The following is a 25,859-nucleotide window of genomic DNA, read 5'->3' as shown; positions in this document are numbered from 1 at the left end:
GAGGAGTGAAACTATCTAAATTTATTTTTGTACGATAAAAACTTCATTTCTAAATTTCTGTAACTAATCTCACTTAACGCAAGTGTAAAAATTAAAGTTAAGAGCACAACGAATAGATGTTTTGAAAAAGTTGAGGTATAATTGTATCCAATCAATCTATAGAACACATCAATCAATGTAATACAAATAGGATGGAGCATATAGATCCCATAAGAGCGCTTTCCCCATCGGTCTGCAAACTTCCATTTAGCAAAATTAAACCAGGACTTATTTAAAGATAACGCCTGTGTCACAACAATTAACCCAACAATTACCCCCTTTATAAACCGGAAAAATGTTTCACAATTCTCGATGTAACTATCCAACACCATTATTGCAAAGAATATTAAGAGTACGGTTATATGAAACATAACTTTAGTACTTTCAAAGAACGTATAAATCTTTTTATTTATACTTATCAAATAAGCAAATAAGCTTCCTGTCAATAAATCTGGCAGTACCGATAGTGTATGATAATACAATATAATCGAGTTTGATTGATTAACATATCTAAACACTAACGATATTGTCATTAGTACTATAATACACCACCCCCACCCTTTTATGGGTAAAAAAAAGATTAATGGAAAAAATAAATAAAATTGCTCTTCGATTGAAACCGACCATGTAATGTTTTGAGACATTGCCTCTAATCCTAATGAGTTTTGGTAAACATTTATTACATCGAAATTACTGAGAAACGTCAGATGATATAAAACTTGACTCGCTAGAGGTTGATTTTGATTAATCAAAATCTTTAATCCAGGATAAAGAAAAAAAGAAAATATTACCACAGCATAATAGAGTGGCCAAATCCTCAATGTTCGCCTAATATAAAAGTTCTTCAAACTAAATTTCCCATGTTCGATTTCCGAGATTATTAAATAAGTAATCAGAAACCCACTGAGCACAAAAAATATTGATACTCCTGTACCTCCACTTGAAAATATAGACAAAATTTTATAGCTAAATGATTCTACTTCTATCCCTAGTTTAGTAAAGGAGTTTGAAATTGTATGCCCCAAAAAGACCATAAGTGCTGCCACGAATCTTATTGTATCAAGTCCGCTAAAATAAATCTTTGGTGTTGAGTTCATAATCGATCTGCATTTCTAGCACTCCCAACAATTGTATATTTCTTTTTCTTGTACTTCAAAAAAGGCTGCTCTAGATATTTGAATGATATCTGAGCAACAATAATTGTCAATAACGTGCAAAGTAGATATACAATAATAGTCCATAACACGCTCTCAGAATTACTCACAATCAACACCTTAGAAAGCAAATAAATTAATAATGGATGATACACATAAAGTCCAAAAGAGATAGTTCCCAAAAAATTAAACAATCTATTTTCCATGGACAATAGCGGGGCTTCACAAATTTGGCTCATTATTAATAACACAGCAAATATAGAAACCAATTCATTGTCTAGAAAAGATGCAATATGGAATTTATTTAATGCAATAAATATTAACCACATCCATGTTAAGAGTTGACTAAGTTTACTTGTAGTAAGCAATATAAAAAGTTTATGCTTTAAAAAGTATAACATTGCTGCAACTGCTCCTATCAAGATACAATGGAATCTACTGACATGAATAATTGTTTCTAGTAAAGAATTGGGGTGATAAATGTGTAAAAAACCTTTTGTCCATATGAGGATAATTATAATAATAACTGAAAGCATTAGCATAACTTTAACACGAAAAAGTGAAAAAAATGGCCAAAATATATAGAATTGTTCTTCGACAGCTAATGACCAGTAATGAGACAAAAACGGTAATGAAGTTCCCAAAATGAAGGGTACATTGGCTGAAAAAATTATGTAATAAAATACCGAACTACTATTTACCGAGATATCAAAATAGATAGCAATACATAACGATAAGAATAGATAACTAAAATACAATGGCCATATCCTCAACAATCTTCTCCAATAAAATTTTTTAATACTGACGGTCGAAGTTTGCTCTTTCTCTACAAGAAGTAAATATGTAATTAAAAAACCACTCAAAACAAAAAAGATTGTAACTCCGTAGCCTGCTAAATCGAGCGTTTTTGTCTCTCCTGTATCCGTGTATCCTAACAAATTTGATTTAAGGCCAAAGTTTGACAATGCTAAAGTTATATGTGATAAAAGCACACTAACTGCTGCAATCGCACGAATTCCATTTAATCCCTTAAAATAGATTACGTTCTTAGCCAATTCTCCGATTTTTTTCAGGTTTATAAAAGCTAAGCAACCATAATAGAAAAAATGGCAAAGATTGTATTTTAAATCTAGCTAGTGCTCCATAATTATATGAAGTAACTCCGATCATAGACCCAAAAATTAGTGAAAATATGATAGAAAATAGAAATATATTGTTCCTTTTGTATTTTGATATAAACCCAAATCTGTCCTTCCAAACAACTCTAATAAATAGAATAAAGAAAATATAACTTTCGAGAGCGGTAAACAACATTATTGGAGATTTAACTTGCCATGGAAATGGTCCAAAGTAAGTCACTAAAAAAGCTAAAGGAGTTTTACTAAGAATACCAAAAAAAGTATATTCAGTAATTCCTAAACTGTAGCTAGAGCCTCCTAAAACTGTATGCCATGAATGAAATCCTTGAATTATTGATAAGGCTTCTTCTTGTGCCCTAAGTATTTCACTTTGGAAAGATTGAAAACCTAAAGTAGTTAAACCAACAATAAGTCCTATAAAGCAGAAATTTATGAAGTACCCAAACACCTTATTAGATGCACTTAACGCTGAAACTCCAATTATTCGATTATAATAAGAGATAGCTAGAGAAACTATAAAACTATAAAACACATAAGCCTTTAATTTTAGCATAAATATTCCGACTATTATACATACGATGAGTATTAAAATTCCTTTAAGTTTTCCAACTTTATAGGTTGGATTAAAATAGTTTACTATTGTATTAAAAATAAATACCAGAAAAATAAAAACGAATGTATCTTTCAATATTCCTGTACCCCAAAAGAGTAATGATGGAATAAACAATAGATAATATAATTTTGGAACAATAATATTAGAAGCTAACAATGAAGAGTTTATTACTTTAAATAATTTCCAATTAGCTAAAAAACTTACGAATGAAAGAATAATACTTGCTCCAATAAAACTATTTAAACCCAATAAACAAAATATTGAAGCAAGCTTCATGGTCAAGAATGCATCCTCTCCATTCTCTCCTCCTAACCAAGTAGTGATATACTTTAAATTATCAGGTAAATCACTAATATTATATGGATATACACTTAGCGTATCTAAGGGAAACATAAAAAACATATTAACCAAACTTTCCCCACCACGGAAATAGTAATAAGAATCTCCTCCCCCATAATAGAGACCATAAACAAGACAAAACCCAATAGCTCCAAAAACGTGCACAAATAATGAGGGGAAATAAAACCGATAATTAGTGTATCCTTTTAGCAGCTGATTATTTTTATAAATCCACCCTGCTCCTAATATTATAAGAGCATAAAACAATCCAATAATTCCATCAAAAAGGGTTAACATATCGTTTCTTTAAGATTGGCAAATGTGCAAAAATAATAATGAATAATGGTATAAACTTCTAGTTTATCACCATCTCCCAGTTAATATCTAGTACCCAAAAAGTAGAAAAAAACCTTCTTATTTCTAAAAACTTGGATTACTTTTGTAGTGTTAAATATCTTTTATTTTTAAAGTAAAACAATTAACAGAAATATAAACTTAGAAATACGTTTCTGTTATTCTTAGAAATCAAAACATAAATTTTATGACAGAATTTGGATTAAAAGCCAAAAATGCTTCCATTGCTTCTTTGGGATTGACAAATGTATCAGCTGCATTTTGGAACCTAGAACCTGCTCAATTGATTGAAGACACTATTATCCGAGGAGAAGGTGCTTTAGCCTCGACAGGTGCTCTAGCCGTTGACACCGGTGAGTTCACGGGACGTTCTCCTAAGGATCGATTCATTGTTATGGATGAAATTACAAAGGATGCAGTTTGGTGGGGAGATATCAATATTAAGTTTGATGCCGATAAGTTCGATAATCTTTACAATAGAGTAACAGCTTATTTAGCGAACCGTGAAGTTTATGTTAGAGACGCATACGCTTGTGCAAGTGAAAAATATAGAATGAACCTAAGGGTTGTTACTGAATTTCCTTGGTCTAACCTATTTGCTAGCAACATGTTCCTAAGACCTTCCCATGAAGAAATTATGAATTTTGATCCAGAATGGTCAATTATTTGTGCTCCAGGATTTATGGCTGATCCAGAAATTGATGGAACAAGACAACACAATTTCGCGGTGATGAACTTCAGCAAAAAAATCCTTTTAATTGGTGGAACTGGATATACCGGTGAGATCAAAAAAGGAGTATTCTCTGCCTTGAACTTTATTTTACCACACCAAAAGAATGTACTTTCAATGCACTGTTCTGCTAACGTTGGTAAGGATGGTGATACTGCAGTATTCTTTGGACTTTCAGGAACTGGAAAAACGACTTTATCATCTGATCCAAATAGAAGATTAATCGGTGATGATGAGCATGGTTGGGACGATGATTCTGTGTTTAATTTTGAAGGTGGATGTTATGCAAAATGCATCGACTTAAAAAGAGAAAATGAACCACAAATATTTGATGCAATCAAATTTGGAGCACTTCTAGAAAACATCAATTTCGTTGATGGCACAGCTGAAGTTGACTTTTTGGACTCTTCAAAAACTGAAAATACAAGAGTTTCATACCCAATTCATCATATTGACAATATTCAAGATGGGTCGGCAGGTCCTGCCCCAAAAAATATCTTCTTTTTAACATGTGATGCATACGGAGTGTTACCTCCAATCTCCAAATTAACTCCAGGTCAGGCGATGTATCATTTTATTTCAGGATATACAGCGAAAGTAGCTGGAACTGAAGCCGGAATTACTGAGCCAACAACAGCTTTTTCTGCTTGTTTTGGAGCACCATTTATGCCATTGCATCCAACAAAATATGCTGAGATGTTGGGTAATAAAATGCGTGAAAACAATGTAAAAGTTTGGCTAATCAACACTGGTTGGTCTGGTGGTGCTTATGGTACCGGAAAACGTTTGAGTTTAAAGTATACCAGAGCGATGATTACTGCAGCTTTAGAAGGCCAACTTGACAACGTAGACTATAATACTCATGAAGTGTTTGGTTTAGCGATGCCTACTGAATGTCCAAATGTTCCAAGTGAAATCTTAAGTCCAAGAAACACCTGGGCAGATAAGGAAGCTTATGATAAAAAAGCAAACACCTTAGCTGATTCTTTTGCTAAGAACTTTACTAAATATGAAGAATATGCTAATGAAGAAATTATGGCTGGTTCTCCAAAATCTGTTGTTAGTTAAGAAATAAATTTCATTCCAATAAAAAGGGTAATTCTATTAAATAGGATTACCCTTTTTTGATTCAACAACCACTGTATCATAATTATTATAAAGGCGTAAACTTTGCCTTTTCAGGCAACAAAAACTTCATAAAAAAAATTTCTTCATCGGATAGCTTTTTAGTGTACTCACGAGTAGCTACTATAAAATAAGAAATATTATCCTCTAAAATTGCCTCACTCCTTTCTCTCACTATTTTAATCTTTGATGTATTCACCCCAGAATGAGACAGATATTCTATCATTTTTTTATACTTATCATCAACCGAAATTGTATCAAATTGATACCCTAATTTGTCAGTAACCGACATTGCAGGAACGCCTGCATAAATCGTATTAAACTCCATATCTTTAGTAATCACCGATCCTGCTAAGGCCATGGCTTTATCCTGAATATTAACTGGTGATACTACGCATTTACCACTAAAGTAGACATCATCTCCTATTGACAATGGTTTATCACTCAAAAAACGACATCCCTCCAATGTATCACCAAACTTAATATGTGACCAGAGCTGGGTTTGTGCACCTACAGCACAGTTATTTCCAATAGTCAATCCACCAATAGTATCCAATATACAATATTGACCGACCCATATATTATGCCCTATTTTACAAGGTTTATATCCGTGAATATTAGTATGGTGATGTATCTTACCGTAATCACCCATTTCAAAGTCATCACAAATAATTTGAACACTTTCCCCTATATATACATTATCTCCGATGATAATTCTTTTTGCATTTCCATTTATGCCTCTTATAACAGCGGATGGCTCTATAATTGTATTTATTCCTATTTCTAGGTAATCTGCAAGAATTTTAGGAGAAGACATATTAATTTAGCTTTTCTTTAATAATATAGGTTGGTCTATCTTTTGATGCGTCAAACACTTTCCCTAAGTATATACCTAATACACCTAGGAATAAGATAATTAATCCAGATAAAAGCCAAATAGATATGATAATACTTGCAAAACCCAAGATTAAAATCTCCCCTTCCAAATAAGAATATATGTAATAAATTCCAACGAAAAATGATAAAATAGAAATCACTATTCCTAATCTAACCATCAACATAAGAGGTTTATTCGAAAATGAAACTATTATATCGAATGCTAAAGTAAATAAGGTTTTATAAGTATATGCAGATACCCCATTTTGTCTTTTGTTATGAACTACTTCTATACTGGTTCCTTTAAAACCTACCCATTGAATGAGAATTGGGAACACCCTAATTTTGTCTTTCATCTGTATTAAAGCATGAATGACCTTTTGATGATAAATTCCAAAATTAGCTACAGTATTATCGTACTTGGTATTAGTAAGATATCCAAACAGCCAATAAAATAATTTCGAAAACATTTTTTTAATGTATGCATCCTTTCGTAAAACTCTTTTAGCGGTAACTAGGTCATATCCTTCTTGACTCTTTTTATACAAATTAGCAATTTCCTCTGGTCTATCTTGTAAATCTCCATCCATAACCACGATCCACTCCCCTTTTGCAATTTCTAGTCCAGCAGAGATCGCATAGTGTTGACCAAAGTTTCTACTAAAGTTTATGCCCTTAATACGACTGTCATTTTTAGCCATATTACTAATGATCTCCCAATCATCATCAGGACTTCCATCATTCACTAAAATAATCTCAAAATCTGCTGATAAAGGAGTAATGACATCTATTAATCTATTTTTCAATTCGATCAATGTGTTGCTACTTTTATAACAGGGTATGACAATTGAAAACTTCATCAATTCTCTTTTATAAAGTTTTTAATAATCTCAACAACCTTATTCTGCTCCATTTCGGTGAGTTCAAAAAATAAAGGCAACCTTAATAAACAATCGGAATATCTGTCACAATTGACCAATTCTCGACCATCGTGCTTACTCTTATAATAACGACTACTGTGTAATGACAAATAATGAAAAACTGAAATTACATTATATTCACGAAATTTTTTAATCAACTTTGATCGCTCAATATTTGAATTACAATTGATGTAAAATATATGAAAATTATTAGTGGCATACTTCGGAATTGTTATCAAATTAAAATAATTGTGCAATAATGAATGATACCTCTCCCATATAATTTTCCTTCGATTTTGAATGGATTCTAAATTCTCTAATTGTGCCCATAAAAAAGCTGCAATAACCTCTGAAGGTAGAAAAGAAGACCCAATATCTACCCATCCATACTTATTGACTTCTCCTCTAAAAAAAGCTGAACGATTGGTGCCTTTTTCCCAAATGATTTCAGCCCTTTTGATAAATTGCTCATCATTAATAGCAAGCATCCCTCCTTCTCCTGAAATAATATTCTTGGTCTCATGAAACGAGAAAGCTGCTAAATGGCCTATGCTTCCCAATGCTTTAGTTGTTCCATCTGAAAAAGTATAATAACTGTCAATTGCCTGTGCGGCATCTTCTACGACAAACAATCCATGCTTTTTTGCTAAACCCATGATTTTTTCCATGTCGCATGCTACACCAGCATAGTGAACCGGAACAATTGCAACGGTTTTCTCTGTAATTAATGCTTCGATGGTATTTTCATCCATACCAGGATGATCCTCTCGACTATCACAAAACACAATTTTAGCCCCTCTCAGAACAAAAGCGTTTGCTGTTGAAACAAAAGTAAATGAAGGCATTATTACTTCGTCTCCTGCTTGTAAGTTTAGCAAAATCGCAGCCATTTCTAACGCATCAGTACATGAAGTGGTTAATAGAGCCTTCTTAATCCCCCACTTACTTTCGAAGAACTGATGACACTTTTGGGTATATTCTCCATTACCTGAAATATGCCCTGACTTTACTGCAGTTTCAATATACTCCGTTTCTTTCCCTGTGAAATAGGGTTTATTGAATGGTATTCGGTCAGGCATCTGTTGTAATAATTCCTTATTGACTTACTATATTGGGTTAAAGATATTCAAATAAAAGACAATTGTTTTCATCTTTTTTCCTCATTTCGAAAGTATCATCATATAATGCTCAATCTCACATTCAGTAAACTGATCCCCAACTTTGATGAAACCCAATCGTTTATAAAAAGGTATTGCTTTTAGCTGTGCATGCAAGTAAACCCTATCAGATTTACCCTTCACATCCTTAATCAATTCACTCAATAATTCACTCCCAAAACCTTTGTTTCTATACTCTGAAAGCATTGCAAATCGCTCACACTTTATTTTGTCACCTATAAATCTCCAACGAGCAGTAGCAATTGGTTTACCATCTATTTTTAATAAATAGTGTTGGGATTCCTTTTCAAATTCATCAAATTCGTCGGCCTCAGATACCCGCTGTTCTTCAACAAAAACTTTCTTTCTAATTGAAAAAGCAGTTTTCAATTCTTGAAAATCGCTATCCATCAACCTTAAAATTTGCATTCTTTCACTCATTTCTGGTTTAACCATAATTAATGTTAAGTCAAGAGAGGTGTTAACAATATTTAACAGCCTATATTCAGTGGTTTGCGGGCTCTATATATAATTTAGTCCACATCAAAAATAAGTTGATAATATGGAAGAATCAAATAGTATGGAAACTACCGCTACGCCTGCAAACCAAGTTGCAGACATTAAATCAATTAATGAGAAAATCCAAAAGGAGAGCGCATTTGTAGATTTATTATCCCTTGAAATGAATAAGGTCATTGTTGGCCAAAAATACATGGTGGAGCGCCTTTTAGTTGGATTACTTGCTGATGGACATATATTATTGGAAGGTGTTCCAGGGCTTGCAAAAACTTTAGCTATTAATACTTTGGCTACATGCGTTGATGCACAATTTAGTAGAATTCAATTCACCCCTGATTTATTGCCTGCCGACCTTATAGGTACAATGATTTATAGTCAGAAAAAAGAAGAATTCTCCATTAAAAAAGGTCCCATCTTTGCCAACTTTGTTTTGGCTGATGAGATAAACCGAGCACCTGCCAAAGTACAAAGTGCACTATTGGAAGCTATGCAAGAGAAACAAATCACTATTGGAGAAGAAACTTTTAAGCTACCTAAACCATTTCTTGTTTTAGCCACTCAAAACCCAGTCGAGCAAGAAGGTACATACCCTTTACCAGAAGCCCAAGTTGATCGATTTATGCTAAAAGTGGTATTGGATTATCCAAAAAGGGAAGAAGAAAAAATGATTGTTAGAAGCAATTTGGCGCAAGCTGGAATGCCAAAAGCAAGTAAAGTTATTAGTCCTAATGACATCATTAGAGCCAGAGAGGCCGTTAGAGAAGTCTACATGGACGAAAAAATCGAACAATATATCATCGACATTGTATTTGCCACCAGATATCCACAAGATTATGGTTTAGAGCGCTATAAAGACTTAATAAGTTTTGGAGGTTCCCCTAGAGCTAGTATTAGTCTAGCATTGGCTGCAAAAGCTTATGCTTTTATTAAAAGAAGAGGCTATGTCATCCCTGAAGATGTTCGTGCCATTTGCAAAGATGTCTTGTGCCATAGAATTGGATTAACCTACGAAGCAGAAGCAGAAGAAATTAGCCGCGAAGATATTGTTAACGAAATATTAAATGCCGTAGAAGTTCCCTAGTAGTTAGTCCTCTCTAATTATTAATTCATCAATTTACAGCATTAATGACCGATACAAAAACTCTATTAAAGCGAGTTAGAAAGATTGAAATAAAAACGAAAGGTCTTTCTAATCAGATATTTTCTGGCGAATATCATTCGGCCTTCAAAGGGCGAGGTATGGCGTTTAGCGAGGTAAGAGAGTATCAGCCAGGCGATGAAATTAGAACCATCGACTGGAATGTAACTGCTAGATTCAATAAGCCCTATATCAAAGTATTCGAAGAAGAACGTGAAATGACTGTAATGCTGATTGTCGATGTCAGTGGATCAGGAGAATTTGGTACTCAATCTAAAACCAAGCAAGAACAAATTATTGAAATCTGTGCTGTTTTAGCATTTTCTGCTATTCAAAACAACGATAAAGTAGGCGTTATTTTCTTTAGTGATCAGATTGAAAAATTTATTCCTCCTAAGAAAGGAAAAAGCCACATTCTAATGATTATTAGAGAACTACTTGAATTCAAACCAGTAAGCTCAGGAACAAGTATCAAAGAAGCATTAAGCTATTTTAATAAAGTGATTAAACGAAAATGTACTGCATTTCTCATTTCTGACTTTATCGATAATCAATTTGAAGACAGCCTAAAGATGGCGAATAATAAACACGACTTAGTAGCCTTAAACATCTACGATATCCGCGAAGAAGAATTACCCGATGTAGGTTTAATTCAATTGAGAGATGCAGAGACAGGTATACAAAAGTGGATCAATAGCAGTGACAAAGAAGTACGATTGGATTTTAAAAAAGAAGTTCTAAGGCGTAAAAAAATGCTGGAGCAAATTTTTAGAAAAAGTGGAGTTGATGTTGCCAACATACCTGCTCACGAATCATACGTTGGTCCTTTAATGAATTTATTTAAAAGAAGAGAATTCAGAAGATAATGAGAAAGCAAGTTTTTATATTCTTTTCCTTTATGATGTTGAGCATAATTGGTTTTGCTCAATCAAGTGTTAACGACGTCTTAGCTACTATCGATACCAGCAAAATAAAAGTAGGAGAACAAACTGACATTTATCTAGAAGCTACTTTTTTAGCGGGCTCAGATATTGTATTCCCCACTCTTAAAGATACTTTATACGGAGGAATTGAAATTGTTGAAATTAAGGAGATAGATACGGCATACGAAGCAGATGTTAAATATAAAAAGCTATCTCAAAGATTGACTATTACAGCTTGGGACAGTGGCTACTACCCTATTCCTCCTTTTGAGTTTGTCATTAATGGAGAGCATTTTAAAACTAAAGCTTTAATGCTAGAAGTTTCTAATGTAACCATTGAAGCAGAAGCTGATATTAAAGACATCAAAAACATTAATGAAACACCATTTTCATTTAAAGAATTTTTCAAAATTTATTGGCCATATTTTTTGGGTGGATTACTGCTTATTGGATTGATTTTAATTTTAATATACTATTTCAAGAATAAACCCAAAGTTGAAAAAATCAAAGAAATTATCAAGCCGAGTATTCCTCCCCACATATCAGCATTAGAGGCTTTAAAACAATTAGAAAGTAAAAAGCTATGGCAGCAAGACAAAACAAAAGAGTACTACTCAGAACTGACACATATTTTGAGGGAGTATTTGGAACAACGGTTTGAGATTCATGCCTTAGAGCAAACTTCAGATGAAATTATCACTGCATTGAGATTTACAGATATTAATGAGGCTGAAAAACGACGACTGATCAAAATTTTAATGATTGCAGACATGGTAAAATTCGCCAAAGAAAAACCATTGGCATCTGAAAATGAAATGGTAATCAAAGAGGCCAATGCAATTATTGAAAATACAAAACTGATTGAACCTGAATCAAACAAAGAGGAGGAGGCGAAGTCATGATAGAGTGGATGAACAATATTCAATTTGCAAACCCAAGTTTTTTCTTATTGTTTGCTTTGTTGCCTATTGCGTTGCTATGGTATTTTTTACGTTTAAAGAAAAAGAATGCAGACTTAAAATTCTCTAGCTTAAATTGGATAAACCCTCATAATAAATCCATAAAAGTGTTAATGAGGCACACTCCATTTATTCTAGAAATCATTTGTTTATCAGCCATCATCTTTACTTTAGCACGTCCACAATCATCCTTAAGCTATCAAAATGTAGTCACAGAAGGTATTGATATCATGATTGCTTTTGACATTTCAGGCTCTATGTTGGCAGAAGATTTAAAACCCAATAGAATTGAAGCCTCCAAAGAGGTAGCAATTGATTTTATCAAAGAGAGACCTCAAGATCGAATTGGTTTGGTAGTATATAGTGGCGAAAGTTTTACACAATGTCCTTTGACCACGGATCATTCTGTGGTTATTAACCTATTTAAAGACGTTAAAAATGGAATGATTGAGGATGGAACTGCTATAGGTTTAGGATTAGCAACTGCTGTCAATCGACTGAGAGAAAGTGATGCTAAAAGTCGGGTAATTATACTATTGACAGATGGTAGCAATACTGCAGGCAGCATTCCTCCTTTAACCGCTGCCGAAATTGCAAGAGAATTTGGGGTTAGGGTTTATACAATTGGAGTGGGAACAAATGGAAAAGCGCCATTTCCTGTAACAGATGCATTTGGAAGAAGCAGATATGAAATGGTAGATGTAAAAATCGATGAAAAAACGTTAACAGATATCGCAAAAACTACAGGTGGAAAGTATTTCAGAGCTACAAATAATAGAAAATTGGCAGCCATTTATGAAGAAATAGACCAATTGGAAAAATCCAAAATAGAAGTTACTGAATACCGAAGAAAAAAGGAAGAGTTTCTTCCGTTTGCGTTAATTGCATCCATCAGTCTTTTATTAGCAATAGTGCTCAAAACAACTGTATTTAAATCCATTACTTAACATGTTTAGATTTGAACATACTTATTTCCTTTGGGGATTGGCTCTAGTGCCATTGATACTGTTGTTATTCATTCTATATCGACGCTGGCAAAAAAATGCTAGACAACGATTTGGAGAAAACCTAAGAATGCAACAATTAATTCCTAATCGTTCGCAAGTAAAGGCAAATGCCAAATTCTACTTATCTCTAATGGCTTTTATATTCATAGTCATTGGTTTAGCAAACCCACAAATTGGAACAAAACAAGAAAACGTTAAGGCAGAAGGATTAGAACTAATGGTGGCCATTGATGTTTCCAATTCTATGATGGCACAAGACCTATCTCCGGATCGATTAACTGCAGCTAAATTAGCGATGGAACGTTTGATAGAACGATTGAAAAGTGACAGAATTGGGATGATCGTTTTTGCAGGTGAAGCATATATTCAATTACCCTTGACTTCCGATTATTCAGCAGCAAAATTATTTTTACAAACTATTGATAATAATATTGTTCCAACACAAGGTACTGCTATTGGGGCAGCAATTGATTTAGCCATCAACTCCTTCCCGAAAGAAGAAGCCAAAAATAGAGCTTTAATTATTTTGACTGATGGCGAAAACCATGAAGATGATGCCATTGCAGCAGCAGAAGAAGCTAGAAAATCTGGAATCAGGGTATTTACTGTAGGAATGGGTAGTCCATCAGGTGCACCTATTCCTGTGTTTAAAAATGGACGACAAAATGGCTTTAGGCAAGATAATGAAGGAAATACGGTGGTTAGTAGTTTGAATGAAGAAATGCTTCAAGAAATAGCAATGGCTGGTGATGGGCAATATTTCAGAGCAACCAATTCCGGTGCGGGTATTCCACAAATTATGCAAGAGCTAAGTAGCTTAGAAAAAAAGGAATACGATAGTAAAATATTTACCGATTTTGAAGACCGATATCAAATTTTCTTTGGGATTGCGTTTTTCTTATTATTCATAGATGTTATTTTATCAGAACGCAAACCAAAATGGATAGAAAAAGTGAAATTATTTGAGGAAAAAGAATCATGAAAAAGCACCTCTACATACTATTTGTTGGAATAATTTCAAGCAGTGGCTTATTTGCACAAAGCGAATACTCTGCTATGCGTAAAGGAGATGAATTATTCAAACAAAACAAATACACTGAAGCTGCTGAGCAATATAAAAAAGCGCTAGAAATAAATCCATCGGCTGATAAGGCCATGTATAATTTAGGAGATGCATTATACCGTGAAGGAAAGTTTGAAGAAGCAGCTCAATATTTTGACCGATCGGCACAAGCAGCAAAAGATAAAAAGGATAAAGCTCGTGCATATCATAACTTAGGAAACACTTTCATGAAAACTGAAAAGTATAAGGAAAGCGTTGAAGCATTCAAAAGAGCTTTAATTAATCAACCTAAGGACGAAGAAACGCGTTACAATTACGCATACGCAAAACAAATGTTGCAAGAACAACAACAGCAGCAAGAAGAACAAAAAGACGAAGAAAAGAAGGAAGAGGAAAAAAAGGAAGAGGAAAAACAAGATCAGGAGCAAGAACAAAAAGATCAAGAGCAGGAACAACAGGAGCAGGAGCAGGAACAACAACAAGAACAGCAAGAACAAGAGCAGCAAGAACAGCAGCAGAAGGAAAATGAAATGTCTAAGCAAGATGCTGAACGAATGCTGGAGAACTTAAACAATAGAGAACAAGAAGTACAGCAAGAATTGCAAAAGAAGAAAAAGAAAGCGGTAAAAATAAACATTGAAAAGGACTGGTAAGAAGATGAAAAAGAGTGTTATTTATCTATTTATTCTCCTTGTTGGAGTCGCTTTTGACGCCACGGCAAGCTCTGTCAGCTTCAAAGCTACGGTGAGTAAAACAGCTATCTCATTAGGTGAACGTATTCAAGTAACTTTTACAACCAATGCTAACCTAAGAAGCTTCACACCTCCTGACTTTAGGGGTTTTCAAGTACTACAAGGCCCCATGCAATCCTATCGACAACAAAATGTTAATGGTAGAATTAGTAATGTTAGCTCTATATCATACGTTATTCAAGCCATTGAGGAAGGAGATCTAGAAATAGGTGTTGCCAAAGGTGATATTGGAGATGAAGTATTGACAACGGAGCCTATACAAATAAATGTTTCTCAAAAAAATGCAGAACAAGAGCGTAAGGAACGTGAAGCGCAACAGCGTAAAGAAGCCAATGCACTTTCTGAGTCCATGTTTATTCTGGTAGATGCCGACAAAACTTCTGCTTTTGTGGGTGAGAAAATCACCGTTCGATATGTTTTATACACCCGTCAAACATTGGCAAATTTAGCTGTTAATAAAACCCCTGATCTAAATGGATTTTGGAGCAAAGACATCAAATCTCTATATGATAGCCAATTAAAACAAGATGTTGCAACATTCAACGGAAAGCAGTATACCACCTTAGAACTAAAAAGTTCCATACTTTATCCTCAGCGCTCAGGAGAACTACAAATTGATCCAATTGAGATAAATGCTATCTATCAAGTTAGAACCGGGCAAGCGAGAAGTGTATTTGAACAAATGTTTGGTGGAGCAATTGAAAATAAAGAAGTTTTACTGAAAAGTAAACCAATAAAAATAAATGTTAAACCACTTTCAGGAAGCCAACCTGCTGACTTTAATGGTGCTGTAGGTTCATTTACCGCTGAAATGACAGTCAATAAAACAGAAGTGAAGGCCAATGAAGCAATTAACCTAAAAATCACCATTGGAGGTAAAGGAAATCTACATCTTCTCCCCTCTCCTGAACTTCCTACTCAGCCTGACATTGAAGTGTATGACCCAAAAGTAAACGATAAATTTGCCACGAATCTAAGCGGAATATCAGGTAGCAGAGAGTTTGAGTATTTAATTATCCCTAGACATGAAGGTGATTTTACAATACCAGCATTTACTTTTAGCTATTTTGATTTAGCTAGTAAGTCATACAAACAAGCATCAACCAATCCCATACAACTGAAAGTATTGAAGGGAGATGGGAAAGAAGTGGTTGCTTACACTCCTTCTAATAAAGAAGAAATTGCACTCTTAGACAATGACATTATTCATATCAAACGTTCCGCTGATGGTTTAACAGATGAAAACGAGCATTTCTTTGGATCTAGCTTATTCTATTTCTTAATGATTCTCCCTTTCTTATTATTAGGTGGTGGGATTTGGTATAAATCAAAGTTTGATGCGCTCAATAGCAATAAAGTATTATTGAAAAAAAATAAGGCCAATAAAATGGCAACTAAACGTTTGGCTAGCGCTAAAAAACACCTATCCAACAATGACTTAACTTCTTTTTATCAAGAAATTGGAGTAGCTGTGCTCAATTACTTCTCCGACAAATTGAGTATCCCAAAAGCAGACTTATCTAAAGAAAAAATACTTGACCAATTGAATGGAACCAATGTTGCCAAAGAGGACATCCAATCAGTTGCAAAATTAATTGATGATGCAGAGATGGCCAGATATGCACCAAGCTCTGACCTGAAAGCAGAAGAAATGTATCAGCTTTCGATTGAATTAATTAGTAAAATTGAAAACCAAATCAAATGAGAAAGATACTCTTCACACTAACCTTATTCGTTTCCGTGAGCTTATTTGCAGGAAATCAATTTGAAGCGCAATTTGAAAAGGCGAATGAACTCTATGAATCAGCGAACTATGAAGAAGCGTTAAAAGTCTATTATGAATTAGAGAAAGCCGGTATTAATGGGTTCAACCTGCAATTCAATATTGGGAATGCTCATTATAAATTGGATGAGATTCCTTCAGCGATACTTCACTATGAGAAAGCTTTAAAAATTGACCCGTCAAATGAAGACGTGAAACAAAACTTAAAGTTAGCATACGCCAAAACCACAGATAAAATAGAACCTGCTAGAGAATTAGTGATTAATAGATGGTGGAAGCAAATTATCAATTTAAACTCTGCCGATTCTTGGGGAATTATTGCTACTTTCTTACTATTTACTAGTTTAATGTTAGCACTTTTCTATTTATTGGCAAATAAGTCAATCATCAGAAGAATAGGCTTTTTTGGTGCTTCAGCAGTTTTGTTAATGGCCATTATTTGCTACTTCTTCGGCTATCAACAACACAATTATTCCAATGAAGCCAAAGCAGCCATCATTTTCACTCCTACTGTTAGTATTAAAAGTGCCCCAGGTGAAAGTGGAACTGTTTTATTTGTATTACACAAAGGAACAAAAGTACATTTATTGGAATCTACCAACGAATGGAGAAATGTCGCGCTTCCAAACGGGAATAAAGGATGGATCAAAGAGAATGACATTAGAGAGATCTAATTTCCCACCATCTATACCCCATAGAGGGTAGAATCAAAATACCACACAAAGGGTACACGAATACCACGAATAGGCGATTGACAGCAACTTTCTGTTGAAGCTATCTTTGCAGCACCTTATTTAGAATGAATTTAAATAAGAATAGCAGCAAACAAAATCAACATGAAAAAAATTTTACTACTAGGATCATTCGCCTTCCTATTCTCAAACACTTCAAAAGCACAATTAGCAGATGATTCAGCATCAATTGGTGCAGGATATACCAACCAAGCATGGTACAGTTTGGAAAATGGAACTGTTTCGACAAATGCTTCCGCAGATTGGGACATGGGTTTCCAAATCAATGGATTCTCTGCTCCGATCTTGTTCAACACCGCTAATGGGGCAGAACTTTATATCTATCCCAATGGTGACACCTCTGCCTGGGCAACCATGGATACAACGGGAATGTCGTCTTGGACAGCAACCTATAATGATGACAAATCATGGAATCGAGGAGCTTTCAACGGCACACTTTCAAGTGATCCATTTGATTTAGGTTGGGGAAAGTACAACCAAGTGACACATTATGTAACTGGTGATAGTCTATATATCGCCAAAATGGCAAATGGACAAATCAAGAAAATTTGGATAGAGCAACTAGCCGGTGGAAAATACTACTTTAAAGTGGCTGATTTAAATGGATCAAACATGGTCAATAAAGTATTGACCAAAGCCCACTTCACAGGAAAGAATTTCGGCTACTACTCTATTGCAAACGATAGCATTATCGACATTGAGCCGATGAGCAACAGTTGGGATTTAGTATTTACTAAATACACCACATTCATTCCAACGCCTTATGGAGTTTCAGGAATTGTTCAAAATATAGGAGTTGAAGCAGTAAAGGTTTATCCAGTTAACGATGTTTCCACCTATCAAAATTACAGCAACCATACTTTCAATACGGACTTCGCGACAATCGGATACGATTGGAAATCATTTGATTTTGCAACGTTTTCTTACTTAATCGATGACAGTACTGTATATTTTGTAAAGACACAAGATAGCGCAGTTTGGAAAGTGGTAATGACAGGATTTGGTGGAAGTGGAAATGGGAACTTCTATTTCTCGAAGCAGAAACTAACCACCACTTCTATCCAAGAGAATACAGCTCAAAACGGACAGTTTTACATCTATCCAAACCCCGCAAAAGCAGAAGGATCTATTTCTATAGTTGCTGATATGCCTTCAGGAATTTCAAATGCACAACTAAGTGTCATCTCTATGAATGGACAATTGGTTTCGGAAGAGAATATACAAATCAATTCTTCTTTTGATCAACATCAAATTTCAATACCTCGTCTGCAAACAGGTGTCTACTTTATTCGGTTAACGCACTCAAAAGGTGCTGTGACTGAAAAATTAATTGTTCAATAAAAATAGATTAATAATTAGTGTGTATCAGTCAGGTGGGAATATACTTTCCGCCTGACTTTTTAAAATTTAAAAAAATGACCTATAAAACACCCTTTCTTTTAGCAGTAATCCTTTTAATACTTGGATTCGCCTCTTGTGACTCACCAACTACTTCAACAGAAGGAAATAAGGAAGAAATAGTGCAAGTTGAAACAAAAGAATACCAACGAATAGTCACGTTAAGTGGCGTAGTAAGTGAAATAGTTGCTGAGCTAGGATTAGGCGATAAAATAGTAGGAACGGACATCACCAGTACTTATCCGGAAGCTATTCAAGGTTTGCCGAAGTTAGGTCACATCACGAGTGTTCAAGCGGAAGGTATTATCTCCATGCAGCCAGATTTAGTGATTGCAAAAAAAGACGAAATAAAAGCAGAACTCGTTCAGCAACTGGAAGCAGCAGGAGTCAAAACCTTATTAGTAGAGCAAGAATATTCTATTAACGGAACCAAAAAGCTGATTGAAACCATTGCAAAAGAATTGAACCAATTGGAAACTGCTATTCAAATCAATGCCACTATTGATGAAGACATTTCTAAATTAGAGCCACTTACATCTCAACCAACAGCTGTGTTTATTTACGCAAGAGGCGTTGGAAACATGATGGTTGGTGGAAGCAACACTTCAGTAGCTCAACTGATTCAATTGGCTGGAGGAATCAATGGAACCAATGATTTTGAAGAATACAAGCCATTAACTGCAGAATCAATGGTAGCGGCTAACCCAGACTTAATCATCCTTTTTGAATCTGGAATGAACAGCTTACAAGGTGCGGACGGAATCCAACAAATTCCATCTATTGCAGTAACAACAGCAGCTAAAAAGAATCAATTCTTCGCTTTAGAAGGTCAGTACTTAGCAGGTTTCGGCCCAAGAGTAGGAAAAGCAGCACTAGAGCTGAATCAAAAATTCAAATCAATTACCGTTGAATAAAAAGCGTATCACATCTTTAGGATTAGTTGCTGCTCTGATTGTATCGTTTTTCGTATCGATCAACATCGGATCAGTTTCTATTTCTTTTGATCAATTTATTTCATTGCTGACCAATAAATTCACCGGTCAAGAAAACCCCACTGAACTGTTTCAGCAAAATGCCATTCTTTGGGGAATTCGCCTACCTAGAGTTTTAATGAGTTTATTCATTGGCAGCTCTCTCGCATTATGCGGAGCAGCGCTTCAAGGTTTATTCAGAAACCCCTTAGCTGACCCAACCATTATTGGAATTTCTTCCGGAGCCATGTTGGCAGCAGCCATTGTAATTGTTTTAGCCGGAGACACTTTATTTTCGAGCTATTCTTTTGCAGGCTTGTCCTTGCTTTCTGTGGCTACTTTCGTTGGTGCCATTGTCGTGATCGTATTCATTTTTAGAATAGCCAAAGAAGGAAAGAAAATCAATGTAATGACCATGCTCCTTTCGGGAATTGCCATAAATGCAGTGGCTGCAGCTGGAACAGGATTATTGACTTACTTAGCAAATGATGTGCAGTTGCGAACATTGACCTTTTGGACCATGGGAAGTTTAGGCGGATCTACTTGGTACAATGTCTTGATTGTTGGAGCTTGTACTATTTTGACACTAATTTTCATACTTCCATTGCACAAGCAATTCAATGCATTGGCTCTTGGAGAACAAGAAGCAGCATACATTGGAATCAACACTGAAAAACTAAAACGAAGAGTTGTCATATTTACGGCTTTGTCCGTAGGAACTGCGGTTGCCTTTTGCGGAATGATTGGCTTTGTAGGTTTAGTGGTTCCTCATATTCTACGATTAGTTGGCGGATCTGACCATCGATTCTTATTGCCTACCTCTGCCCTAGCAGGTGCATTATTGTTGTGTTGGGCAGATAATTTCTCTAGAACAATAGTAGCGCCTGCAGAGATTCCAATCGGCATTATCACTGCATTAGCCGGTGCTCCTATCTTTCTTTACCTCTTGTTGAAACAAAAAAAATCTACGTTCTGATGTTAGCAATTAAAGACTTATCGATAGCAGTTGGCCAAAAGCAACTATTAAGCAAAATTGGTTTTGAAGTAAAGCCGGGAGAATTGATTGCCATTCTTGGACCTAACGGTGCAGGAAAATCTACGTTAATAAAAGCCATCAGTGGAACCCTCCCTTCGTCTTCAGTATTTTGGAAAGATCAATTGATCACCGATTTTCCGTCTGATGAGATGGCTTTGGAAAGAGCAGTGCTTACGCAACAAATTCAGATGAGTTATGATTTCCCCGTGCGGGAAGTAGTATTGATGGGCCGATATCCTCACTTTAACAATCAACCTAGTCGGCAAGATTTTGAAGCAGTTGAAAAGGCATTGGAGTTTACGGATATGCAAAAATTTGCAGATCGATCATACGAAACCCTTTCAGGTGGAGAGAAGCAACGGGTTCAAACCGCTAGAGTATTTGCTCAAATTCAACTCAATAACACTGAAAACACCAATAAGCTACTGCTTTTAGATGAACCTCTAAACAACTTAGACATTCATCATCAGCACTTGATGCTACAGCGAATCAAGCAATTCTCGGAAGACCGAAACGTCACCTTATTGGTATTGCATGATTTGAATATGGCTGCACAATATGCCGATAAAATTCTGTTGTTGAAAAACGGAAATCAATTGGCCTTCGGAACAGCAAAAGAAGTTTTAAACGAAGAATTAATCAGCTCTTGCTATGAATTGAGAGTAAAAATAGATCAGCATCCTTACCACAACTGCCCAGTGGTATACTTTGGATGTTATGGCAAAATGTATCAAAAATTTAATCCAACAGTGCAAGGACATGAAGTCTCTTTAACAATATAATACACACTAAATATAAAATCCATGGAAACACAAACATCTTCACTAAAAGAAAAATGGGAAGTTTTAAAACAACTTAAACCACAATTAAGAATTAGAAATGCAGCTGACGAATTAAATGTTACAGAAGTTGAGTTATTGGCTTTGAACTGTGGCGAAAATGTAACTCGATTAAAACCAGAGTTTACGGCAATTCTAGCTGAAGTAGAAGCTCTAGGCAAAGTAATGGCATTGACGAGAAATGACGATGTAGTTCATGAACGAAAAGGCGTTTACTTGAATCCCTCATTGGAGAATCCCCATGTTGGCCTGTTCGTTGGCGAAGACATTGATTTGAGAATCTTCTTTGCTAGTTGGGGTTCAGCATTCGCAGTAGTTGAAAATGCAGAAGAGAAACCAAGAAAAAGTTTACAGTTTTTTGCCAAAGACGGTGAAGCCATCCATAAAATTTACCTGACACCGTTGAGTAATGATGCAGTTTTTGATCAAATCGTTGAAAAATATAAATCAGATGATCAGTCTTCCATTATAATTACAGAGCCAAAAGCAGCTTTACCAGCAGAAAAAGCAGATAGCGAAATTGACGTCGCTTCTTTCCAGGAAGGTTGGAGAAACCTAACTGACACCCATCATTTTTTCGGTTTATTGAGAAAGAATGGATTAACTAGAACGCAAGCGTTGCGATTAGCTCCAGAAGGAAATTATGCGGTTAAAGTTTCGAATAACGCTTTGAGAGAGGTGGTAACAACGGCAGCTGAAAGAGAAACTCCAATCATGGTATTTGTTGGAAATCCAGGTATGATTCAAATCCATACAGGACCTGTGAAGAAATTAATGGATCATGGAGATTGGTTCAATGTATTGGATCCTGATTTTAATCTACATGTTAAAGAGTCTTCTATTGCTGACTCATGGATTGTTAGAAAACCTTCTGAAGATGGCACTGTAACCGCCTTAGAATGTTTCGACAAAAAAGGAAATCAAATCGCTCAACTTTTTGGAAAAAGAAAACCAGGCATTCCAGAATTGGAAGAATGGAGAGCAATCGTTCAAGAAGTTGAAAACAAATTAAAATTGAATAACTAATATGAATGGATTTCAATGGATCGTCTTTTCGTTGGCTATATTGATCAACTTGCAATTCGTTAATGCGCAAAACATTTCCATTATAGATTCCGAGAATAAGTCGCCATTGGTTGGAGCCACCATTCAAATTGAGCAAGAGGAGGCGACTCCTCTTGCCTTTTCTACCGATAATAACGGACTTTTCACCATCCCCAATTCCGTGCTCAATGGAAATTCGAATTTGATGATTCATGTCTCTTTTATTGGCTATCAAACAGTATCCGATACCATCGAATCAGGAAAAGACTATACCTATCAATTACAACCAGCCAACTACTCCATTAATGAAGTGATTGTCACGGCCCAATATGCTCCTGGAAGCCAAGACCATTCGGTACACAAAGTACATGTTATTGGTAGAGAAAAAATAGAAGGCATGGCGGCCGTTACCTTGAAAGATGTGCTGACCAATGAATTAAACATCAGAATATCTAATGACAACATTTTAGGTTCAGGCATGAGTCTTCAGGGCTTGAGCGGACAAAATGTAAAAATATTAATCGATGGCGTACCTGTGATTGGTCGCTTGGATGGAGAAATCGACTTAAGTCAGATCAATTTAAATGATGTGGAACGCATCGAGATTGTGGAAGGGCCTTTGAGTGTAAACTACGGAAGTAATGCCCTTGCCGGAACAATCAATATCATCACCAAAAAAGAATCAGCTCAAAAAATGACAGTAGGAATTACTACCTACACCGAAAATATAGGAACCTACAACTTCAATGTAAATACTGCCTTTAAAATTAAACCCAACCAACACCTGCGCATCTCTGGTGGAAGAAATTACTTTGACGGATGGAAGCCATCCGATGAATTTTTCCCTTCGTTTGATCAAGAGTTAGCGGATAGCAATCGAGTGGATCAATGGAATGCCAAAGAGCAGTACTTTGGTCGAATCCAATACCTCTATCAATTCAAAAAAATGCAACTCGGATTCAAATCCGAATACTTTAATGAAGAAATCACCAATCTTGGAATACCAAGAACAAAAGCCACAACCATCGTTGCTTTTGACGATTATTACCACACTAAACGTTGGGACAATTCCTTGTCGTTGAATGGGAAAGTGGGTCAAAATAGACGGATAAATGTAATCGCTGCGTTCAACGATTATCGCCGAGTAAAAGAAGCCTACTTGAAGGATTTAACTACGCTCGAACAACAATTGATTGAAGAAACCGCTACCAATGATTTACAAGACACCACCGATTATCAGTTGTTGATGTCGAGAGGTAGCATTACCACCACTCATGCCGATAAATGGATCAATTATGAATTGGGCTACGACCTCAACTTTGAATTGGCCACCGGTAAACGAATCGAAGACAATGAACAGCAATTAGGCGATTATGCATTTTTTGCAACAGCAGAACTTTCCCCATTTAAAGATTTTGTGATAAAACCGGGCGTTCGATACGGATACAATACCAAATACGATATGCCAGTGACCCCTTCCTTAAATCTGAAATATGTAAAAGGACCTTTTACCTTCCGAGGTTCCTACGCTCAAGGTTTCAGAGCTCCAACGTTGAAAGAATTGTATTTCAACTTTGACGATGTGAATCACAGTTTATTTGGGAATTCAGATTTAAAAGCAGAACAGTCAGATAACTATTCCTTGAGTATTTCTCATAAAAAGTTAGTTCAAAAAGTATTGATAAAAAGCTCGATCAATTTGTTTTACAACGACATCACCAACTTAATCGACTTCGCTCAAGTTTCTACCAGTGGCGACACCGCCATTTATGTGAACATTGGTAAAAACAAAACGCAAGGAGCAACTGCAAATGTTTCTTTCATCAGAAATGCGCTAAAAGTCAACCTAGGCGCTTCTTACATTGGTCGATACAATGACCTTTCAGACGACATTTCAGTGGATGAATTCAGCTATTCTGCAGAATTTATGGCCAATGCCTCTTACGTCTTTAAAAAACCTCAACTCACCCTTTCTGCCTACTTCAAGCACCAAGGAGAGTTGCCAAGCTTTGGATACAACACCGATGGAGCAATTGTAAAACAAACCATTGAAAGCTACCAATTGCTTGATGCCACTGTTTCTAAACAATTTTTCAAGAAACGTTTTCAAGTGGGCCTAGGCGTAAAAAATATATTTGATGTGCAGCAAGTGAACTCCACCTTATCGAGCAACAATGCACACGGCGGTTCAGGATCATCCATTTCTGTGGGAACAGGAAGAACGCTATTTCTTAAGTTAAACCTTCAAATTTCTAAAAATTGAGACGAATCATATTCCCGATAATTGCGCTCGTATTGATTGCCTGCGAGCAAGAAGAATTGCCTTTGGCTGCGCCAGTTACTGAAGGTGAAGTCATCATAAATTCAGTGAATATGACGGAAACCTATGCAGACCAAGTATGGTTTGACTTGGGCACAAACACAGAAGTTAGTCGAAACTTGAAGACCGATTGGGACATATCTTTTGATGCGAGCGATAGCAGTAATTTCATTTATTTAAACAGTGGATTGGCTGCAAAAGCTGCCATTAGTCCTACTTCTGATTTCAATAGCCTCACCTCTACCTCGGGACTTACCTTTAAAAGTGATCATCAAACTGGAATAAAAGATAGCTTGGCGATTGGCAATTGGGAAAACCACAATAAAGTAATTGTGATTGATAGAGGATATACGCCAAAAGGCAAATCTATGGGATTGATTAAAATCCAATTCCTCACCATCAAAGATGGAATCTATTCGTTTAAATATGCGAAACTCGATGGTTCGGATTTTCATGAAGCAACTGTTGCAAAGAATGACCTCTATAACCGAATCGCTTATTCGTTTACCAATCACACACCAATTCAAATTGAACCCTTAAAAACAGCATACGACATCTGTTTCACACAATACACCCACATTTTTTACGATCCAATCAATCCCTATTTAGTAACTGGAGTATTGTTGAATCCTTACCGAACCAAAGTAGCCGAAGACAGAACTACTGCCTTTAAAACAATTGATTTAGCATCAACCTCAGCGTATACCTTTTCTACCGATCAAGATGCCATTGGCTACGAATGGAAATACTTTGATTTGAATGACAATACCTTTACCATTTATCCAGAACATGTTTTTATTTTGAATGACAATGAAGGATATACCTACAAATTGCACTTTTTAGACTTTTATGACGACAATGGAATAAAAGGAACTCCTACCTTTGAATTCAAACGACTTTAAGAAAAAT

23 protein-coding genes are annotated in these 25,859 nt (G+C 35.6%); 16 read left to right on the top strand and 7 right to left on the bottom strand.

The features are described from left to right. Positions 1-11 precede the first annotated feature (11 nt). From GQN54_RS04560 to GQN54_RS04550, 3 genes are read right to left on the bottom strand one after another with little or no spacing between them, the layout of a single operon-like run. Entirely contained in the window at positions 12-1,136 is a 1,125-nt protein-coding gene (locus GQN54_RS04560) for an acyltransferase family protein (RefSeq protein ID WP_160632335.1), read from the bottom strand. After that, a complete protein-coding gene (locus GQN54_RS04555; protein WP_160632334.1) occupies positions 1,133-2,248 on the bottom strand; it encodes an acyltransferase family protein in 1,116 nt (371 codons plus the stop codon). The genes GQN54_RS04560 and GQN54_RS04555 overlap by 4 nt, the downstream gene beginning before the upstream one ends. Continuing rightward, positions 2,241-3,581 (bottom strand): hypothetical protein, encoded by a 1,341-nt coding sequence (locus GQN54_RS04550; RefSeq protein WP_160632333.1) that lies wholly within the window; start codon positions 3,579-3,581, stop codon positions 2,241-2,243. The genes GQN54_RS04555 and GQN54_RS04550 overlap by 8 nt, the downstream gene beginning before the upstream one ends. A gap of 244 nt (positions 3,582-3,825) precedes the next feature. Between GQN54_RS04550 and pckA the strand changes: the two genes are divergently transcribed. After that, a complete protein-coding gene (gene pckA / locus GQN54_RS04545) occupies positions 3,826-5,436 on the top strand; it encodes a phosphoenolpyruvate carboxykinase (ATP) (RefSeq protein ID WP_160632332.1) in 1,611 nt (536 codons plus the stop codon). Between the two features lie 85 nt (positions 5,437-5,521). On the opposite strand, the gene GQN54_RS04540 is transcribed toward pckA, so the two are convergent. The 4 genes from GQN54_RS04540 to GQN54_RS04525 all read right to left on the bottom strand — a co-directional run bounded on the left by GQN54_RS04540 (position 5,522) and on the right by GQN54_RS04525 (position 8,902). Next, the gene (locus GQN54_RS04540) at positions 5,522-6,310 is read right to left on the bottom strand and encodes an acyltransferase (protein ID WP_160632331.1); all 789 of its coding nucleotides are present in this window, start codon (positions 6,308-6,310) and stop codon (positions 5,522-5,524) included. 1 nt (position 6,311) lies between these two features. Then, positions 6,312-7,229, bottom strand: coding sequence for a glycosyltransferase family 2 protein (locus GQN54_RS04535; protein ID WP_235932972.1), 918 nt, complete (start codon positions 7,227-7,229; stop codon positions 6,312-6,314). Next, positions 7,229-8,368 (bottom strand): dTDP-4-amino-4,6-dideoxygalactose transaminase, encoded by a 1,140-nt coding sequence (rffA, locus tag GQN54_RS04530; protein WP_160632329.1) that lies wholly within the window; start codon positions 8,366-8,368, stop codon positions 7,229-7,231. The genes GQN54_RS04535 and rffA overlap by 1 nt, the downstream gene beginning before the upstream one ends. Before the next feature lie 81 nt (positions 8,369-8,449). Then, positions 8,450-8,902, bottom strand: coding sequence for a GNAT family N-acetyltransferase (locus GQN54_RS04525; protein WP_207554823.1), 453 nt, complete (start codon positions 8,900-8,902; stop codon positions 8,450-8,452). 124 nt (positions 8,903-9,026) lie between these two features. On the opposite strand from GQN54_RS04525, the gene GQN54_RS04520 reads away from it, so the two are divergent. From GQN54_RS04520 to GQN54_RS04450, 15 genes are all read left to right on the top strand, one after another. Further along, the gene (locus GQN54_RS04520; protein ID WP_207554836.1) at positions 9,027-10,046 is read left to right on the top strand and encodes an AAA family ATPase; all 1,020 of its coding nucleotides are present in this window, start codon (positions 9,027-9,029) and stop codon (positions 10,044-10,046) included. A gap of 44 nt (positions 10,047-10,090) precedes the next feature. Continuing rightward, entirely contained in the window at positions 10,091-10,969 is an 879-nt protein-coding gene (locus tag GQN54_RS04515) for a DUF58 domain-containing protein (RefSeq protein ID WP_160632327.1), read from the top strand. Beyond that, positions 10,969-11,928: a BatD family protein gene (locus GQN54_RS04510; RefSeq protein WP_160632326.1), complete on the top strand. Its 960-nt coding sequence runs from the start codon at positions 10,969-10,971 to the stop codon at positions 11,926-11,928. The genes GQN54_RS04515 and GQN54_RS04510 overlap by 1 nt, the downstream gene beginning before the upstream one ends. A gap of 8 nt (positions 11,929-11,936) precedes the next feature. After that, complete coding sequence (locus GQN54_RS04505; protein WP_160632325.1) at positions 11,937-12,932, top strand: vWA domain-containing protein; 996 nt, start codon at positions 11,937-11,939, stop codon at positions 12,930-12,932. Between the two features lies 1 nt (position 12,933). Next, positions 12,934-13,974: a VWA domain-containing protein gene (locus GQN54_RS04500; protein WP_160632324.1), complete on the top strand. Its 1,041-nt coding sequence runs from the start codon at positions 12,934-12,936 to the stop codon at positions 13,972-13,974. Then, entirely contained in the window at positions 13,971-14,708 is a 738-nt protein-coding gene (locus GQN54_RS04495; protein WP_160632323.1) for a tetratricopeptide repeat protein, read from the top strand. The genes GQN54_RS04500 and GQN54_RS04495 overlap by 4 nt, the downstream gene beginning before the upstream one ends. Before the next feature lie 4 nt (positions 14,709-14,712). Continuing rightward, the gene (locus tag GQN54_RS04490; protein WP_160632322.1) at positions 14,713-16,512 is read left to right on the top strand and encodes a BatD family protein; all 1,800 of its coding nucleotides are present in this window, start codon (positions 14,713-14,715) and stop codon (positions 16,510-16,512) included. Continuing rightward, positions 16,509-17,264 carry a tetratricopeptide repeat protein gene (locus GQN54_RS04485; RefSeq protein ID WP_160632321.1) on the top strand — a complete coding sequence of 252 codons (756 nt, stop codon included), beginning with the start codon at positions 16,509-16,511 and terminating at the stop codon, positions 17,262-17,264. The genes GQN54_RS04490 and GQN54_RS04485 overlap by 4 nt, the downstream gene beginning before the upstream one ends. A 162-nt stretch (positions 17,265-17,426) precedes the next feature. Continuing rightward, positions 17,427-18,683: a T9SS type A sorting domain-containing protein gene (locus tag GQN54_RS04480; protein WP_160632320.1), complete on the top strand. Its 1,257-nt coding sequence runs from the start codon at positions 17,427-17,429 to the stop codon at positions 18,681-18,683. A gap of 74 nt (positions 18,684-18,757) precedes the next feature. Beyond that, a complete protein-coding gene (locus tag GQN54_RS04475; RefSeq protein ID WP_160632319.1) occupies positions 18,758-19,654 on the top strand; it encodes a heme/hemin ABC transporter substrate-binding protein in 897 nt (298 codons plus the stop codon). Continuing rightward, a complete protein-coding gene (locus tag GQN54_RS04470) occupies positions 19,647-20,687 on the top strand; it encodes a FecCD family ABC transporter permease (RefSeq protein ID WP_207554822.1) in 1,041 nt (346 codons plus the stop codon). Before GQN54_RS04475 ends, GQN54_RS04470 begins: the two co-directional genes overlap by 8 nt. Further along, positions 20,687-21,529, top strand: coding sequence for a heme ABC transporter ATP-binding protein (locus tag GQN54_RS04465; RefSeq protein ID WP_160632318.1), 843 nt, complete (start codon positions 20,687-20,689; stop codon positions 21,527-21,529). Before GQN54_RS04470 ends, GQN54_RS04465 begins: the two co-directional genes overlap by 1 nt. Before the next feature lie 21 nt (positions 21,530-21,550). Next, positions 21,551-22,612: a hemin-degrading factor gene (locus GQN54_RS04460; RefSeq protein ID WP_160632317.1), complete on the top strand. Its 1,062-nt coding sequence runs from the start codon at positions 21,551-21,553 to the stop codon at positions 22,610-22,612. Position 22,613: 1 nt separating this feature from the next. Continuing rightward, positions 22,614-24,893 (top strand): TonB-dependent receptor, encoded by a 2,280-nt coding sequence (locus GQN54_RS04455; RefSeq protein WP_160632316.1) that lies wholly within the window; start codon positions 22,614-22,616, stop codon positions 24,891-24,893. Beyond that, on the top strand, positions 24,890-25,852 hold the full coding sequence (locus GQN54_RS04450; protein ID WP_160632315.1) for an HmuY family protein: 963 nt from the start codon (positions 24,890-24,892) through the stop codon (positions 25,850-25,852). The genes GQN54_RS04455 and GQN54_RS04450 overlap by 4 nt, the downstream gene beginning before the upstream one ends. Positions 25,853-25,859: the final 7 nt, after the last annotated feature.

The sequence above is a fragment of the Acidiluteibacter ferrifornacis genome (genome assembly GCF_009909615.1).
Lineage (GTDB): Bacteria > Bacteroidota > Bacteroidia > Flavobacteriales_E > Vicingaceae > Acidiluteibacter > Acidiluteibacter ferrifornacis.
Note: the sequence above shows the minus strand (reverse complement) of the source record. Positions and strands in the feature narration are given on the sequence as shown.